Origin of the sequence: Vibrio sp. Isolate34 (genome assembly GCF_022397915.1) — a bacterium.
Taxonomy (GTDB): domain Bacteria; phylum Pseudomonadota; class Gammaproteobacteria; order Enterobacterales; family Vibrionaceae; genus Vibrio.
Genome location: NZ_JAKEUO010000008.1, coordinates 115,876 through 132,506 on the forward strand (window position 1 = coordinate 115,876; position 16,631 = coordinate 132,506).

Annotated in this window: 15 protein-coding genes; 6 read left to right on the top strand and 9 right to left on the bottom strand. The window is 44.6% G+C overall.

The annotated features are described in order from the left end of the window. Positions 1-105 precede the first annotated feature (105 nt). From potA to L1D22_RS10975, 6 genes are all read left to right on the top strand, one after another. Complete coding sequence (potA, locus tag L1D22_RS10950; RefSeq protein ID WP_239829785.1) at positions 106-1,221, top strand: spermidine/putrescine ABC transporter ATP-binding protein PotA; 1,116 nt, start codon at positions 106-108, stop codon at positions 1,219-1,221. Next, positions 1,205-2,062, top strand: coding sequence for a spermidine/putrescine ABC transporter permease PotB (gene potB, locus L1D22_RS10955; protein ID WP_239829786.1), 858 nt, complete (start codon positions 1,205-1,207; stop codon positions 2,060-2,062). Before potA ends, potB begins: the two co-directional genes overlap by 17 nt. Continuing rightward, the gene (potC, locus tag L1D22_RS10960; RefSeq protein WP_004742279.1) at positions 2,062-2,832 is read left to right on the top strand and encodes a spermidine/putrescine ABC transporter permease PotC; all 771 of its coding nucleotides are present in this window, start codon (positions 2,062-2,064) and stop codon (positions 2,830-2,832) included. The genes potB and potC overlap by 1 nt, the downstream gene beginning before the upstream one ends. Before the next feature lie 149 nt (positions 2,833-2,981). Beyond that, positions 2,982-4,016: an extracellular solute-binding protein gene (locus L1D22_RS10965; RefSeq protein ID WP_239829787.1), complete on the top strand. Its 1,035-nt coding sequence runs from the start codon at positions 2,982-2,984 to the stop codon at positions 4,014-4,016. A 180-nt stretch (positions 4,017-4,196) separates the two neighbouring features. Beyond that, positions 4,197-5,234 (top strand): extracellular solute-binding protein, encoded by a 1,038-nt coding sequence (locus tag L1D22_RS10970; protein WP_239829788.1) that lies wholly within the window; start codon positions 4,197-4,199, stop codon positions 5,232-5,234. Between the two features lie 95 nt (positions 5,235-5,329). Further along, positions 5,330-6,118 (top strand): GGDEF domain-containing protein, encoded by a 789-nt coding sequence (locus L1D22_RS10975; RefSeq protein WP_239829789.1) that lies wholly within the window; start codon positions 5,330-5,332, stop codon positions 6,116-6,118. 120 nt (positions 6,119-6,238) lie between these two features. Here L1D22_RS10975 and cobB read toward each other — a convergent pair whose 3' ends face one another. The 9 genes from cobB to L1D22_RS11020 all read right to left on the bottom strand — a co-directional run bounded on the left by cobB (position 6,239) and on the right by L1D22_RS11020 (position 16,399). Continuing rightward, on the bottom strand, positions 6,239-6,973 hold the full coding sequence (gene cobB / locus L1D22_RS10980; protein WP_239829790.1) for a Sir2 family NAD+-dependent deacetylase: 735 nt from the start codon (positions 6,971-6,973) through the stop codon (positions 6,239-6,241). A gap of 259 nt (positions 6,974-7,232) precedes the next feature. Beyond that, entirely contained in the window at positions 7,233-8,453 is a 1,221-nt protein-coding gene (locus L1D22_RS10985) for an ammonium transporter (protein ID WP_239829791.1), read from the bottom strand. 378 nt (positions 8,454-8,831) lie between these two features. Next, positions 8,832-9,248: a hypothetical protein gene (locus L1D22_RS10990; protein ID WP_048658737.1), complete on the bottom strand. Its 417-nt coding sequence runs from the start codon at positions 9,246-9,248 to the stop codon at positions 8,832-8,834. After that, positions 9,232-10,305 carry a formate dehydrogenase subunit gamma gene (locus L1D22_RS10995; protein WP_239829792.1) on the bottom strand — a complete coding sequence of 358 codons (1,074 nt, stop codon included), beginning with the start codon at positions 10,303-10,305 and terminating at the stop codon, positions 9,232-9,234. Before L1D22_RS10995 ends, L1D22_RS10990 begins: the two co-directional genes overlap by 17 nt. Positions 10,306-10,318: 13 nt before the next feature. Continuing rightward, positions 10,319-10,927, bottom strand: a complete 609-nt coding sequence (gene fdh3B / locus L1D22_RS11000; RefSeq protein ID WP_004742271.1) for a formate dehydrogenase FDH3 subunit beta — start codon at positions 10,925-10,927, stop codon at positions 10,319-10,321. 11 nt (positions 10,928-10,938) lie between these two features. Then, positions 10,939-13,794: a formate dehydrogenase subunit alpha gene (locus L1D22_RS11005; protein WP_048665029.1), complete on the bottom strand. Its 2,856-nt coding sequence runs from the start codon at positions 13,792-13,794 to the stop codon at positions 10,939-10,941. Between the two features lie 10 nt (positions 13,795-13,804). After that, positions 13,805-14,005 (bottom strand): twin-arginine translocation signal domain-containing protein, encoded by a 201-nt coding sequence (locus L1D22_RS11010; protein ID WP_239829850.1) that lies wholly within the window; start codon positions 14,003-14,005, stop codon positions 13,805-13,807. A 78-nt stretch (positions 14,006-14,083) separates the two neighbouring features. Beyond that, positions 14,084-14,722 carry a molecular chaperone TorD family protein gene (locus L1D22_RS11015; protein WP_239829793.1) on the bottom strand — a complete coding sequence of 213 codons (639 nt, stop codon included), beginning with the start codon at positions 14,720-14,722 and terminating at the stop codon, positions 14,084-14,086. Between the two features lie 9 nt (positions 14,723-14,731). Beyond that, positions 14,732-16,399, bottom strand: coding sequence for a 4Fe-4S dicluster domain-containing protein (locus L1D22_RS11020; protein WP_239829794.1), 1,668 nt, complete (start codon positions 16,397-16,399; stop codon positions 14,732-14,734). Positions 16,400-16,631 lie beyond the last annotated feature (232 nt).

A 16,631-nucleotide genomic window follows, 5' to 3' on the forward strand; every position in this document is an offset into this window, starting at 1 on the left:
TGGTAAAAAATGCTTTGATTTCACGTTTTTGGTGATTATGATGCGCGCCTCAAAGGTGTATAGCAACAGGTTCTCAAACAGAACCAAGGTGGAGAAAAACAGACGTTGAACGCTAAAAAATCAGTAGGAAAACCAGTAGTACAGCTAACTGGTATTAGTAAAAGCTTCGATGGTAAGGAAGTCATCGGCAATCTTGATCTAAACGTAAATCATGGTGAGTTTATCACGATTTTAGGGCCATCAGGTTGTGGTAAAACAACGGTACTAAGAATGATTGCGGGTTTTGAAACGGCAGATAGTGGTCAAGTACTGCTAGCTGAACAGAACGTAACCCACGTCCCTGCTGAACAAAGGCATGTTAACACTGTATTCCAAAGCTATGCGCTATTCCCACATATGACCGTTTTCGACAATGTGGCATTTGGCTTACGCATGCAGAAAGTTCCAAACAGCGAGATTGAACCTCGTGTATTGGAAGCTTTAAAAATGGTGCGCCTAGAGCAGATGGCACAACGAAAACCACACCAGCTTTCTGGTGGTCAACAGCAACGTATCGCAATCGCTCGTGCTGTCGTTAATAAGCCTAAAGTTCTTTTGTTGGATGAATCTCTGTCCGCTCTGGATTACAAACTTCGTAAACAGATGCAAATCGAGCTGAAACAACTTCAGCGCCAACTTGGTATCACGTTCATTTTTGTAACGCACGACCAAGAAGAAGCACTGTCTATGTCTGACCGTATTATTGTGATGCGTGATGGCGTGATTGAGCAAGACGGAACACCAAGAGAGATTTACGAAGAGCCTAAGAACCTTTTTGTAGCTCGCTTCATTGGTGAAATTAACGTATTCGATGCGACAGCGGCATCTCGTTTAGATGAGAAACGCATTGTTGCGACAATTGAAGGTGAAGAGTCGGTTATCTACCATGATAAAGACATCACCTCTGGTCAAAAACTGCAGGTATTGCTTCGTCCTGAGGATCTTCGTATTGAAGAGATTAAAGAGTCTGAGCAACGCGGTATTGTTGGCCACATTGTCGAGCGTACCTACAAAGGCATGACTTTAGATTCAGTCGTAGAACTAGAATCTGGCATGCGCGTAATGGTAAGCGAATTCTTCAACGAAGATGACCCTGATGTTGATCACTCGCTGGGCCAAAAAGTTGCAGTAACTTGGGTTGAGAGCTGGGAAGTGGTATTAGAAGATGAGCAAGAAGTTTAATTTACAAAACGCGATTGTTGCTTTAATCACAGGTTGGTTAGTGCTGTTCGTGATGATTCCAAACATCATGATCATCGGGACTAGCTTCTTAACTCGTGACGAAGCGAACTTGATCGAGATGACCTTCACTCTCGACAACTACGTGCGTTTGGCTGACCCGTTGTATTTTAAAGTGCTGATGCACTCTTTCTATATGGCGATTGTCGCAACCCTACTTTGTTTAATTATTGGTTACCCGTTCGCTTACATCGTGGCAAAAATGCCTGCGAAATGGCGTCCAATCATGTTGTTCTTAGTGATTGTGCCATTCTGGACAAACTCTTTGATCCGTACTTACGGACTAAAAGTGGTGCTGGGTACTCAAGGTGTGTTGAACAAGGGCTTGTTAGCATTAGACATTATCGATAAACCACTACGTATCATGTACTCAGAAACAGCAGTGATGATCGGTTTGGTGTATATCCTACTGCCATTCATGATTCTGCCGTTGTATTCAGCGATTGAAAAACTGGATGATACGTATTTAGAAGCCGCGAAAGATTTAGGTGCGAACAAACTGCAAACGCTATTGAAAGTGGTACTACCCCTAACGATGCCTGGCATCATCGGTGGTTGTTTATTAGTACTTCTTCCTGCGTTAGGCATGTTCTACATCTCTGACTTGCTAGGCGGCGCTAAGAACTTGCTGATTGGTAACGTGATTAAGAGCCAAGTACTCAACGCCCGAGATTGGCCGTTTGGCGCGGCAACGAGTATTGCGCTGACGGTTGCGATGGCAATTATGCTTTATGCCTACTACCGAGCAGGCAAGCTATTGAATAAGAAGGTGGAGCTAGACTAATGGGTCGCACAGTTAAGTTCAGCTTTATGGCGCTGGTATACGCTTTTCTATACCTACCTATTATCGTATTGATTGCGAACTCATTTAATGCCAATAAGTTTGGTATGAAATGGGGTGGCTTCACCACTAAGTGGTATGACGCGCTGATTAACAACGACAGCCTAATGCAGGCTGCGTGGCACTCGATTAACGTAGCGGTGTTCTCAGCAACAGCTGCAACGATTGTCGGAAGCCTAACAGCAGTAGCCCTATTCCGTTACCAATTCAAAGGTAAAGGCGTAGTCAATGGCATGCTGTTCATCGTAATGATGTCACCAGATATCGTAATGGCGATTTCTCTTCTTGCGCTGTTCTTGGTAATGGGTGTTCAACTTGGGTTCTTTACCCTACTTGCAGCACACATTACGTTCTGTCTGCCGTTTGTTGTTGTAACGGTCTACAGTCGCTTGAATGGCTTTGATGTGAAAATGCTAGAAGCAGCAAAAGATTTAGGTGCAAGCGAGTGGACGATTCTAAAACAGATCATCCTTCCCCTTGCTAAGCCAGCGGTGGCTGCGGGTTGGTTATTGAGCTTCACTCTGTCTTTGGACGATGTGATCATCAGTTCTTTCGTAACCGGTCCAACGTATGAAATCTTGCCACTGAAGATTTACTCTATGGTTAAAGTAGGTATCTCTCCAGAGGTCAATGCCCTAGCAACAGTGATGTTAGTGGTGTCGCTAATACTGGTGATTATTTCTCAGTTACTAGCGAGAGAGAAGATCAAGTAAGTCTCCTACTCTTTAACGAGGTTGACTTGATAAGAAGTTGAGAAACTTCATGTTCTATAAAAAGTGTTAATCATAAACAGAATGGTAAATCGCCATTCTGTTTTTCTATCTACTGCCTTCGGGCAACGTTTAGTTTGGAGCTAACGTCAATGAAAAAATGGGCTACTCTATTAGCTGGTAGTGCATGTGCGCTTTCAATGTTATCTGCACCGTCTTTTGCAAAAGATAACAAAGAATTGGTATTCATGAACTGGGGACCTTACATCAACAGTGAGATCCTAGAAAAGTTCACCGATGAAACTGGCATCAAGGTGATTTACTCGACTTACGAGTCGAACGAAACCCTGTACGCAAAGCTAAAAACACACAACAAAGGCTATGACCTAGTTGTGCCGTCGACTTACTTCGTATCTAAGATGCGTGATGAGGGTATGCTTCAAAAGATCGACAAGACCAAGCTGAACAACTTTAAGAATCTAGATACAAACTACCTAGATAAGCCTTACGACCCAAATAACGACTACTCTATTCCACACGTAGTTGCTATTACTGGTTTGGCTGTTAACACAGACATGTACGATCCAGAAGCTTTTCAAAGCTGGGCTGACTTATGGAAGCCTGAGCTTGAAGGTCAGCTGATGATGATGGACGATACTCGCGAAGTGTTCCACATTGCACTACGCAAGTTAGGTTACTCAGGTAACACAACTAACGAGAAAGAGATCGACGAAGCTTACGCTGAGCTGCAAAAGCTAATGCCGAATGTTCTAGTATTTAACTCAGACAACCCTGGCGCACCATATATGTCTGGTGAAGTTGGCCTTGGTATGCTTTGGAACGGCTCTGCAGCAGCGGCTCAAAACGAAGGTCTACCAATTAAACTGGTATTCCCTAAAGAAGGCGGTATCGGTTGGGTTGATAACTTCGCAATCAGCTCTGGTGCAACAAACGTAGAAGCGGCTCACAAGATGATCGACTTCCTACTGCGCCCTGAAATCGCTGAGCAAATCTCTCGTGATACTGGTTACCTAACCGCAGTGAAAGCGTCTAACGAGAAGTTCAAAGACAGCCCTGCTCTGTTCCCGTCTCAAGAAGACCTTGATCGTGTTGAATGGCAAGCTGCAGTCGGCGATAAGACCGTGAAGTACGAAGATTACTTCATGAAGCTTAAAGCGGGTCAATAACTGGCTTATTTGACGAGTCTTACTCGACAATCAATTGCTTAAAAACAACAATATCAATGAATAGGCAGCTTAGGCTGCCTATTTTATTATATCGCTGCTATAATATATCGCGATTTTTAGGAATCCTTTTACTTTGGGCTCACTACCCAACTTCAAATCAAACAAATGAACGGAACAGTAATGAAAAAAACACTGTATACCGGCGCATTGTGTGCTGCTACTTTACTTTCTACACCCTCTTTCGCAGCTGACCAAGAACTGTATTTTTACAACTGGTCTGAATATATTCCAAATGAAGTATTAGAAGACTTCACAAAAGAGACGGGCATTAAGGTTTATTACTCTACTTACGAGTCGAACGAAAGCATGTACGCTAAGTTAAAAACTCAAGGTACGGGTTATGACTTAGTGGTTCCTTCTACTTACTTCGTTTCTAAGATGCGTAAAGAAGGCATGCTTCAAGAGCTTGATAAAACCAAGCTAAGCCACTTTGCTGATTTGGATCCAAACTACTTAGATAAGCCATTTGACCCAAGCAATAGCTACTCTATCCCATACATTTGGGGTGCAACGGGCATTGGTATCAACTCAGACATGCTAGACAAATCTTCAGTGAAAAACTGGGGCGACCTGTGGGATACACAGTGGGAAGGTCAGCTGATGATGATGGACGACTCTCGTGAGGTTTTCCATATTGCACTATCTAAACTGGGTTACTCTCCAAATACAACTAACCCAGAAGAGATCAAAGAAGCGTACGAAGAACTTCGTAAGCTAATGCCAAACGTATTGGTATTTAACTCAGATTTCCCAGCTAACCCTTACCTAGCGGGTGAAGTGTCTCTTGGTATGCTTTGGAATGGCTCTGCTTACATGGCACGCCAAGAAGGTGCAACCATTGATATCATCTGGCCAGAGAAAGGCGCTATCTTCTGGATGGACAGCCTAGCGATTCCTACAGGTGCAAAGAACATCGAAGCGGCTCATAAAATGATCGACTTCCTTCTTCGTCCAGAGAACGCAGCAAAGATTGCTCTAGAGATCGGTTACCCGACTCCAGTTAAAACAGCTTACCCTCTTCTTCCAAAAGAATTTGCTGAAGATAAGAACGTTTTCCCACCACAATCAGTGATGGATAACGGCGTTTGGCAAGATGAAGTTGGTGAAGCGAGCGTTATTTATGACGAGTACTTCCAAAAACTTAAAGTAAACAACTAGGTTGTTACTGATAGGTTAACAAAGCGGCGCAAGCCGCTTTATTTTTATCTACACTTATAGAAGATTAAAGGACGCAATACGGAGGATTATTTGTTATGCCAACAAACGCTACTCTACTTGTTTTGATCTTAATGCTTCTAACGTCACTCCTTTTGTTTGGGCTGACCTCACTTATTCAGGTTGATTCTAATTACGATCTGTTCTTTGAAACTAATACGCTCGTCATTACGACGTATATCTGCTTTGTTGCTCGCCGCTCTATTCGCCGAAATAGAACACTTATGCTCGGCTCACTGCTACTTATCTTTAATCTATTTTATGATGTATCGAGTGAAGTTCAATATCTCGAAGAATGGGCTGACCGAAATGAACTCATTGATACCTTTCTCGAAGATGGCTTACTTCAAATTGCTTTTCTGTTAATCGCCGTCGGTATCACTAAATTAAACTCCCACTTAAAAGATCAAAGCAAGAAGGATGAGCTGACAGGCCTATATAATCGTAAAAAGTTAGATGCGATTAAGCTTGAAGAGTTTGAGTTGATTTATTTCGACTTAGATGGGTTAAAACAAGTGAATGATCGCCAAGGGCACCAAGAGGGTGACCTAATGATTGTCCGTTTCTCTCAAGCATTAAATCAGGTGGTACTTGAAGATGAAATGGTGTTTCGTGTTGGCGGCGATGAGTTTGTAGCAACCGTTCAACTTGGTCGCGGTGGGGAGTTTATTAAACAAGTTACTAACCTACTCCTCGATGAGGACATATCATTTTCATACGGTATTGAAGTTGCACAACGAGAAAACTTTAAACAAGCATTAATTGAATCTGATAAAGCGATGTATGTAATGAAAAAAGCCCAGCGATCTGACACAGACGAGTTTTAAGTGTTTTGTATGGATGTACACAAAACGATAACTACTTTTTTAACCTAAATGGTTTCAGGTAGACGCGACTCGGATAGAACTGGCTGAGCAACTCTCAGCCTGTCATCGTTTTATACTTTATTAAGCCGTTAAAGATCCTTGCTCCGTGCTCAGCAGTTCCTTAACGAGCTTGGGTACTTCGATGCTCGCTTTACCGTAACGCTTCTCTTCAAATTCGCTCTCTACTGCACTTGGCTCAAGGTTGATTTCGATCGTATGTGCGCCATGCATTTTCGCATCATGCACAAACCCAGCAGCTGGATACACCACCCCCGATGTACCTATTGAGATAAATAGATCCGCCTCTTCTAGTGCAGAATAGATGTCGCCCATTCTCAATGGCATCTCACCAAACCAAACAATGTGTGGACGCATTTGCGCGGGAATCTGACAGCAGTGGCAAAGCTCGCCTGTCTCGATGTTCTCTTTATGGTCGATAACCTGATTCGACTCGCTGCAGCGTGCTTTAAGGAGTTCACCATGCATGTGGATGATATTGTTGCTACCGCCTCTCTCATGCAGGTTGTCGATGTTTTGAGTAATGATGGTAACTTTGCCATCAAGCTTGTCTTCAAGCTCTCCTAGCGCCTTGTGAGCTGAATTTGGCTGGATGCTCTCGCTTTGCAGACCGCGACGACGTTTGTTGTAAAACGCTTGTACCAAGTCAGGATCTTTTGCAAAGCCCTCAGGTGTCGCGACATCTTCGATTTTATGGTTTTCCCATAATCCGTCTTGTGCTCGGAATGTTTGAATCCCCGACTCTGCAGAGATGCCAGCGCCAGTAAGAATTACGATATTTCGATATGGGAAATGCATATAACGTCCTTTTAGATATGTCACTTTGTAACAGCTTAGCACTGTTCAAATTCCAACAATAGTTTTAGGGATTAGACCATAGTCTTAGGCAACTGAATTCATTGGCTATTTGTGACATAACTCGCTTGATAGCTGTGACCGTTCCTACGCAAACTCTCTGTTTTACCATTCATAGAAACCAAAAAAGCGACCGAAGCCGCTTAGTTTTTATTTGAATGTTTTCTACTTGAAGAGCTTTAACTCTTCAAAGTGAACAAGGTTAGTCTTCGTTGATAGAAGAGATCTTATGGATTGAAAGATCCGCACCGTTGAACTCGTCTTCTTCACTCAAACGAAGGCCTGTTAGTTTGCTCAGCACACCATAAACAATGAGTGCACCAACCAAAGCTACAGTGATACCCGCCAAAGTACCGACAATCTGAGCAGCAAAGCTGACGCCCCCTAGCCCCCAGAATGCTTGTTGGCCGAAGATTCCGGCTGCAATACCACCCCAGGCACCACATACGCCGTGTAGAGGCCATACACCCAATACATCATCAATCTGTGTTTTGTTTTGCATGTAAGTAAATAGGTAAACAAACAAAGCGCCCGCCACGCCGCCAGTAATCAGAGCGCCTAATGGGTGCATTAAGTCTGACCCTGCACAAATTGCTACTAAGCCAGCCAAAGGACCATTATGAATAAAGCCCGGGTCATTCTTACCTGCAACAAGCGCCGCTAGAATACCGCCGACCATTGCCATCAGAGAGTTCATCGCTACCAAACCGCTGATACCATTGATCGCTTGTGCAGACATCACGTTAAAGCCAAACCAACCCACACATAATATCCATGAACCTAGAGCTAGGAAAGGAATGTTCGATGGTGCAAAGTTAGTGTGTTTACCCGCGCGGATACGACCTTTACGCATACCAAGGAAGTAAACCGCAACCAATGCAATCCAACCGCCAACACCGTGAACTACAACCGATCCTGCGAAGTCATGGAATCCATAGCCAAATTGACCTTCTAACCAATCTTGGAAGCCAAAATTACCATTCCAAATGATGCCTTCGAAAAATGGATAGATGAAACCGACCGTAAACAGTGTCGCAATCAAAATTGGATAGAAACGAGCACGCTCTGCGATACCACCAGAAACAATCGCAGGAATTGCGGCTGCGAAGGTCATTAGGAAGAAGAACTTAACCAGTTCGTATCCATTACCTTGTGAGAGCGTTTCAGCGTCGGCAAAAAAGTGAGCTCCGTAAGCAACCCAGTAACCGATAAAGAAATAAGCGATGGCGGAGACACCAAAATCGGAAAGGATTTTAACCAGTGCGTTGACTTGGTTCTTCTTTCGTACGGTACCGACTTCGAGAAACGCAAAGCCAGCGTGCATCAGGAAGACCATGATTGCGCCGAGTAATAGGAATAAAGTGTCTGAACTTTGGGTAAGGGTTTGTACTGCACTATGAACTTGAGTCACCGTTTCACTCATTAAAGCATTCTCCTTCGCTTTATCTGATTTGCACTGGTATCGTGCGATTCAATGTTGTAATTAATTAAAGACTCAACAGTAAACGCAAGATGCGTTCCAAGTGCGAAGGGTAATTTTCGTGCAACAGGTTTTCTTTTTAACTTATTGATTTTTTAGAGTCTAAATATTTAGGTGCACTTTTATGGTTCTTGAAAATAGAAAAGATCACACCGACAATTGCACCAAATAAGGGAGTTGCACCATATTGAAGCGGCGAATGAGTTAGTTCTGATACAGAGAGTGACTGACGACTATTTACTGCTCTAAAGGCTCAAAAACAAAAAGCCCAGTGAAATAAATCACTGGGCTTTCTTTAGGTATGTCGTTAAAGGGTTAGCGCTACAGGTTTGGTCCTGTAGACGGGTTTTGCGGTAGGTTTTGACTTAAACGCTGCATACCTTGATACATGCGGATAAACCAAACCACAATCGCAACACCACCGAACAACATGCCGACATATGGAATGTAGTAAGCGATGTCATCGATAATATGGTTTTGATACCAGTAATCGTTCACGCCAATTAACACGCCGTTTGAGGTTGCTACCGTTACGATAAGCACCACGAAGAAGGTCAGGTTCAAGAAGAACGAGCGAATCAAGCCGTAGTAATGGGTATCTACTACTTCGCCGTCTTCGCCTTTATCTAAACGATAGCCCGCGTAGATAATGGCAACCACACCAGAGAGAAGGCAAGTAAATGGTGTAAAGCAACTTAATATGTAAGCGACCCAAATACCTTTATGAGGTTTGTTCATTCTTATTCACCCCTTCCGTTTTCTCTGTTGTTGCGTTAGCGCTTTGTTCAACGCCATTTTTCTCTTGTTCCATCACTTCTTTGTACCAAAGGTCATGGTGCTCTTTAGCCCAAGTCTCATCAACTTCGCCTGTTACCATGCCTTCTAGTGCCCCTTCCATACCGAATAAGCCGATGTAGATGTGGAACACGAAACCACAGATAAGGATCAAAGCAGCTAACATGTGGACTAGGTTTGAAAGCTCCATATCTCGACGCGTTTGACCGAAGATTGGGAAGTCTAAAACCAAGCCACTGATCGCAGCCACACTACCCATAACAATCAATAGCCAGAACAGTGCTTTTTCACCTGCGTTCGAAAACTCTGCCGATGGATGAGAACCTTTATGTTTCCCGACCATGCCACCCAGTTTCATGAACCACTGGATATCAACCATCTTGAAGATAGACTTGCGCCACCACTTGATAAGAACAGCCATCAACAGCACATAGAAAATCGGGCCGATGTAGTTATGGTACTGCTTAGCCAGTAGAACGATAAAGCCCCATAGATCCGTTGGGATATAAGGTTTCAAGAAGTGTTTACCGTAAACCAACATCAAACCACTGAACGCCAGTGTTAAGAAGGTAAACGCCATGCTCCAGTGCAATGCACGATCAAGTCGAGACCAACGTTTGATCTTACGGCCTGTTCTTGGTGCACTTAGCATTAGCGGGCCAATCACAACGTACATCAAAGTCACAAAAGCAATACTGCCAAAAATAGCGACAGCACCGGCTGGTGACATCCACTTCTCTTTCAATATGTACCACGTTTGACCTGGAGCACTGATTAACACACCGTGCTCAGCCGATTGAGATGTGGTGTAACCTTCCTCTCCATTTCTTACTTGTCGCCAAAAATCGGCACCGGCAAGTTGTGTGATTTCTCGTTGAGCAGAGCTCGATTGAGTTTGTGATGAGTTCGTCTCAGATGCATGACTCATAGGAGAAAGCATTATTAGTGCTGCCAACATCGGCAGCACAACAAGGAAGAGACGCTTAAACATTGTAAGCATATGTCTCTCCTACTTAGCTCTTAGTCGCATCGTAAGAAAGGTCGTTGCCGTCTGTCCAACCTGCACCTTTCGCACCACGTTCAACAACACGCTGACGGAAAACATCAGAAACTTTCTCTGCGTCACCCGCTAGCAGTGCTTTGGTTGAACAAAGCGAAGCACACATTGGCAGTTTGCCTTCAGCAATACGGTTTGCACCGTACTTTTGGCGCTCTTCAACAGAACCTGGCTCTGTCTCTGGACCGCCAGCACAGAAGGTACATTTGTCCATCTTACCGCGCTCACCAAACGCTTCCTGTTTAGGGAATTGAGGTGCACCAAATGGACAAGCAAACAAGCAGTAACCACAACCGATACAAAGATCTTTATTGTGAAGTACGATGCCGTCTTCTGTATGTTCAAAACAGTCTGCAGGACAAACTGCCATACAAGGTGCATCAGTACAGTGCATACACGCTACTGAGATTGAGTTTTCACCCGGCTCGCCATCGTTCAGTGTGACAACGCGACGACGTTGAATACCCCATTCCAAAGCATCATCATTTTCATTCTTACATGCAGTGACACAACCGTTACATTCGATACAACGCTTGGTGTCACAAAGAAATTTCATTCTAGCCATTTTAAGACTCCTTACGCTTTACGAATATTACAAAGGGTTACTTTCGTTTCCTGCATCAACGTGACAGGGTCGTAACCATATGTGGTTGCTGTGTTAGCAGCTTCACCAATAACGTAAGGATCAGTGCCTTCTGGGTATTTAGAACGCAAATCTTCGCCTTGGAACTTGCCACCGAAGTGGAATGGAATGAACGCCAGCCCCGGTTTCACACGACGTGTAACCATCGCTTTCACCTTAATTCGGCCCTTCTCAGCACCCTCAACCCAAACATCATCACCGTCTTTAAAGCCGATGTCGTTCGCGTCTTTCGGGTTTACTTCAACGAACATCTCTTGTTGAAGTTCTGCTAGCCAAGGGTTAGAACGTGTCTCTTCACCACCACCTTCGTACTCAACCAGACGACCAGAAGTCAGGATAATCGGGTATTCACCAGATTTGTCTTGCTCTTGAATCGACTTGTAAAGCGTAGGTACACGGAAGATCGCCTCTTTGTCATCCCATGTTGGGTAGTCAGCAACTAGGTCGCGACGTGGTGTGTAAAGCGGCTCACGGTGCAGTGGCACGCGGTCTGGGAATGTCCAAACAATCGCACGCGCTTTTGCATTACCAAACGGGATACAACCGTGCTTGATAGCCACACGTTGAATACCGCCAGAAACGTCGGTCTTCCAGTTTTTACCTTCAGCAGAGGCTTTCTCTTCTGCTGTTAGGTCATCCCACCACCCCAGTTGTTTCAGTAGTTTGTCACTGAACTCTGGGTAGCCATCTTTGATTTCGCTGCCTTTCGAGTAGCTGTCTTCAGCCAGTAGGTTTTGACCTTCAAACTCAACACCGAAACGAGTGCGGAAGTTACCACCACCTTCAGCGACAGTCTTAGACGTATCGTAAAGGATATGTGTGCCTGGGTGTTTCATTTCTGGCGTACCCCAACATGGCCAAGGAAGACCGTAAGTCTCACCATTTGCAGGCCCGCCCTCTGCTTCCAGAGACGTTTTGTGGAATGTATGCCAGTTCTGTTGGTGCTCTTTCAAACGTTCTGGGCTTTGACCTGTGTAACCGATCGTCCACATACCTTTGTTGAATTCACGAGTAATGTCTTCAATCAATGGTTGGTTGTTCTCAACACGGATGTTTTTGAACAGCTGATCAGAGAAACCAAGCTTCTTAGAAAGAAGGTACATGATTTCGTGGTCAGGCTTAGATTCGAACAGAGGATCTACCACCTTGTCACGCCACTGTAGAGAACGGTTTGATGCCGTTACACTGCCGTAGGTTTCAAACTGAGTCGTCGCTGGTAGCAGGTAAACGCCGTCAGTACGATCATTCATTACCGCTGCAACCGTTGGGTATGGGTCAACAATAACCATCATATCCAGCTTCTGCATCGCTTTCTTCATCTCTGGACCACGAGTCTGAGAGTTCACTGCGTGACCCCAGTAGAACATGGCGCGGATGTTTTCACGTTGACGAATCTTGTCTTTGTCTTCAAGTACACCATCAACCCAACGAGAGACAGGAATACCTGCACTGTTCATTGGTTTTTGACCGCCGTATGCGTTGTCGTCGAAACGGCCTTTGATCCAATCAAAGTCGATATCCCAAACTTTCGACCAGTGACGCCAAGAGCCTTCAGACAAGCCGTAGTAGCCTGGAAGTGTGTCAGATAGTACGCCAAGGTCAGTTGCGCCTTGTACGTTATCGTGACCACGGAAGATGTTTGCACCGCCGCCTGATTTACCGATGTTACCTAGCGCAAGCTCAAGTACACAGTAAGCACGTGTGTTGTTGTTACCTGTCGTGTGCTGAGTACCACCCATACACCAAACGATACAACCCGGACGGTTTTCAGAAAGCAGTTTCGCTGTGTGGTAAACGTCTTCTTCGCTTACGCCTGTTACACGTTCAACTTCAGCTGGGCTCCACTTCGCGACTTCTTCACGGATTTCGTCCATGCCGAATACACGTTGGCGGATGAATTCTTGGTCTTCCCATTTGTTAGCAAAGACATGCCATAACACACCCCAGATAAACGCAACGTCAGAACCTGGGCGAAGTGATACATAGTGATCAGATTTCGCAGCAGTACGCGTACGACGCGGATCCGCAACAACGATCTTACAGTTGTTCTTCTCTTTCGCGATCAAGATGTGTTGCATCGCTACTGGGTGAGCTTCTGCAGGGTTTGAACCAATGAACAGCATCGATTTACAGTTGTGCATGTCATTGAACGAGTTTGTCATTGCACCGTAACCCCAAGTGTTTGCAACACCGGCTACTGTGGTTGAGTGACAAATACGCGCTTGGTGATCAACGTTGTTGGTGCCCCAAAGCGACGCCATCTTACGGAATGCGTAAGCTTGCTCGTTGCTGTGTTTCGCACTGCCTAGGAAGTAAACTGAATCAGGGCCAGACTCTTTACGAAGTTCTAGCGCTTTGTTACCGATCTCTTCAATCGCTTGTTCCCAAGAAAGCTTCTTCCACTTACCGCCTTCCAATTTCATTGGGTACTTAAGACGACGTTCACCGTGGCCGTGCTCACGAAGTGCTGCACCTTTCGCACAGTGTCCACCAGCGTTAAATGGGTGATCGAATGCAGGCTCTTGACCTGTCCATACACCATTTTGAACTTCAGCGTAGATACCACAACCCACAGAACAGTGAGAACAGATAGTGCGTTTCACTTCTGTTTTCGCTTCTGGATCGACTGATTTAGCCTGTGCTTTCTTCATCATGCCCGGTGCGAATAGACTTGCGCCTACCACTGCGCCACCAGCAGCTAATGAAGTGTTTTTCATGAAGGCACGTCGAGACACGCCTAGCTGATTGGTTTCTTTGCTCACACTATCGGAGCGTTTGACAAGTTTCATCCGTTATCTCCTAAAGTGTGTCGTAGTAATCGCGAATATGTTGCGTTTCACGATACCCAGTCTTCTTCACGTCTTCTTTCGAAATTTCAACAGTTTCTGAAGCGGTTGCCACTTTAGTTGTACCAGCGACAACGGCACCAGTTACGGCTGCAGTCGTCAAGCCTTTGAGTAAGTCCCTACGGCTTGTATTTATATCTTTATTATCTTTCATCATTGCTTCCTTACCTTACGGTAGATCTTTTTTTGGAGGCTTAATGCCCCTCTATCGATATAATCGCGTACTGCTCGATTACTCGTAATCAGTGACGTTTTTCACATCAATCTTTAATTTGTGCTTACTGCTTTTTGTATTCACGCTAAAACGCACTTGCTCTAGCGTTAGGAATGCTTCACATAGCTGAGCGGCCGACTTGTAGAAGTTCGCGCCTTCTGCCCCTTCAAGCTGACGCGTGAAAGAGTTAAACCAAGGGCCAAGGTGTTTATTGAATACCGCTTGTTGCAGGGCTTCTTCTTCAGCCGTTAGCATGGCCATCACTTCACACAATGCTGCGATGTGATCTTCTGGCTCTTTCACTTGATCATCACGCTCAATGCCTAAAAGCTCTAAATCATGACGAATCTCTGCCAATGGTTTTTCCATCATGGCGCCAGTGCGATGCCAAGAACCAAATGGAACGACCTCTCCACGACCAATACCGATGAACAGGTCTTGATATTCGTCTTCAAGAGCTTCACGGTTTGATTCTGTTGCCGCTTGTTGAATCGCAATCCAAGCCTTTTGCATTGCGCTTTCAGACGCTTCAATATCTAGTGTTTTAAGGAAGTCGATCACCTCTTCAGAAGGTGCGCTACGAAACAGCGCAGATAGAACTAAATAGATTTCAGTTCTTAGTGTCTGTTCTTGTGCCTGATCCAAATTCGTTTCCAAGGCTAACTCCTAGTATTTCAATTGTTTCAATGGGTCTTGAGCCATTGAATCGAACATATCCACCACACGACAGTCCTCACACATTGCAATACGATTAATCGCTGCTTCATCTGAAAAGTGAGAGTGACCGCGTAACTTGTTCTGTAACATGTCAATCATAGACTTAGGAGCGAATGGTTTATGACAACGCACACATTCCGCTGCTTTCTCTTCATGAATAACAACCGCTTTCTGACGTTCCTCTTTCACCCAGTTCATACGAGGAGTTAGAGTCAGAACATTCTCAGGACATGCTTTTTCACACAGACCACATTGAATACAGTCTTGTTCTACAAACTTAAGAGATGGAGAAGCACCATCGGTATGAAGTGCACGTGTCGGACACACAGCCACACAACTCATACATAACGTACAATCTTTGCTTTCACACGAAACCGTGCCATATGGCGCATTCGATGGAAGCTCAACAATGTTCTCAACTGGAATACGAGCCGAAGACATCGCATCAAGTGCAGTGAACAGACGTTGACGTTTATTACCGTGAAGATCGCCAAGTGCTAGGTCGAACGAATCAACACACAGTGTCGGAGGACCTTCACGTAGAGACTCTAAGTACAGAATATCGATGGTTTCTTTTGGAATACCGATTTGGTCTAGTAGCTCTTGTGCAATCCCTACTTCGTTATTCAGAACTCGAATGATCGTTTCTGGCATAAAGCGAGATGCGGCAAATAGAACCTGAGTCGCGCCATTGACGAGAGCTGCAAACCAAGTGTCGATACCAATAGAAGGTAGTTCTTCGACAACAATCGGAATCACGTTATCTGGTAGCGCTTTAAGCGCCATCACGTTGTAGGTTTCATGACGTGAGCTACAGATAAGTACGATTGGATCCAAACCGCCCGCTTGCTCGTAGTTAGCTAGCGTACGTTCAATGAATTTTTGAGTATCGTCAGGATTAGGCAATGCGTAAGAGATAGCTTCTGTCGGACAGCTCGTTGCACAAGTACCCACGCCTTGACATAGGTAAGGGTTAATCTCGATCTTGTGACCCGTCTTATCTGAGCCTTCACTTGAAAGCGCGCCAGCAGGACAAGCATCAACACAACGCTCACAACCTTTCACGCCACGAGAACTGTGCGCACATAGGTCTGTGTCTAAACGGAAGAATTTAGGCTTATCAAACGTGCCCATTAGCGTAGGAATCTCTTCTAACGCTTCAGCCAGTTTTGGATAACCGCGCCCTACTGGGTAATAACCAGGAACAGGCACTTCTTCAGTCATACAGCTGCTTAGGCATAAATCTAAAACCACATCGAAGCAGTCATGATTAATCGCCACTTTCGCTAGGTTATTGGTTAGGCCTTTGCTTTCGATAAGAACTTCGAACGTACCAAGGAAACCAGAAACTTGAACTGCGTTTGCGTAGTAAAGCTCTGACTCAGTATTCGTCGCTTTTACACCATCGGTTGAAAGCAGTGTCAGGCTTGTTAACTGAGGCAATTGCGCCGCAGCACTTTCTATGATCGCCGTTGGACCAATAATCAGCGTATTACCACCGCTTTCATAACTAACTGTCGGTGGAATCAGGTTTGTTAACTCAACTGTATTTTCAAATGCATACAGCCTTGCTTTCGCGTTATTTGAAGTTGCTTGTTCTAATAATTGTTTAAGCATTGCTCAGTTCCATCTTTGGATATGGATAGTCTGTACAACCTTCATTGTAGTTAGCGTTAGAGAACTTGCTGAGTAATCAGTTAACAACTAACGGTTTCGCTAGCTATTCATTATCCAGTCAACCTTACTCAGACTATCTACAAAAAAGTTGATAATGAACGATATTTAGCAAATGCCATGCCAATTTAATAATTCATTATTTTCAATGAATTAGCGTAAATTTAAGTCTGTT

Coding starts and splice junctions, on each gene's coding strand:
- potB (WP_239829786.1), top strand. CDS start 1,205: ATGAGCAAGAAGTTTAATTTACAAAACGCGATTGTTGCTTTAATCACA.
- potC (WP_004742279.1), top strand. CDS start 2,062: ATGGGTCGCACAGTTAAGTTCAGCTTTATGGCGCTGGTATACGCTTTT.
- L1D22_RS10965 (WP_239829787.1), top strand. CDS start 2,982: ATGAAAAAATGGGCTACTCTATTAGCTGGTAGTGCATGTGCGCTTTCA.
- L1D22_RS10970 (WP_239829788.1), top strand. CDS start 4,197: ATGAAAAAAACACTGTATACCGGCGCATTGTGTGCTGCTACTTTACTT.
- L1D22_RS10975 (WP_239829789.1), top strand. CDS start 5,330: ATGCCAACAAACGCTACTCTACTTGTTTTGATCTTAATGCTTCTAACG.
- cobB (WP_239829790.1), bottom strand. CDS start 6,973: ATGCATTTCCCATATCGAAATATCGTAATTCTTACTGGCGCTGGCATC.
- L1D22_RS10985 (WP_239829791.1), bottom strand. CDS start 8,453: ATGAGTGAAACGGTGACTCAAGTTCATAGTGCAGTACAAACCCTTACC.
- L1D22_RS10990 (WP_048658737.1), bottom strand. CDS start 9,248: ATGAACAAACCTCATAAAGGTATTTGGGTCGCTTACATATTAAGTTGC.
- L1D22_RS10995 (WP_239829792.1), bottom strand. CDS start 10,305: ATGCTTACAATGTTTAAGCGTCTCTTCCTTGTTGTGCTGCCGATGTTG.
- fdh3B (WP_004742271.1), bottom strand. CDS start 10,927: ATGGCTAGAATGAAATTTCTTTGTGACACCAAGCGTTGTATCGAATGT.
- L1D22_RS11005 (WP_048665029.1), bottom strand. CDS start 13,794: ATGAAACTTGTCAAACGCTCCGATAGTGTGAGCAAAGAAACCAATCAG.
- L1D22_RS11010 (WP_239829850.1), bottom strand. CDS start 14,005: ATGAAAGATAATAAAGATATAAATACAAGCCGTAGGGACTTACTCAAA.
- L1D22_RS11020 (WP_239829794.1), bottom strand. CDS start 16,399: ATGCTTAAACAATTATTAGAACAAGCAACTTCAAATAACGCGAAAGCA.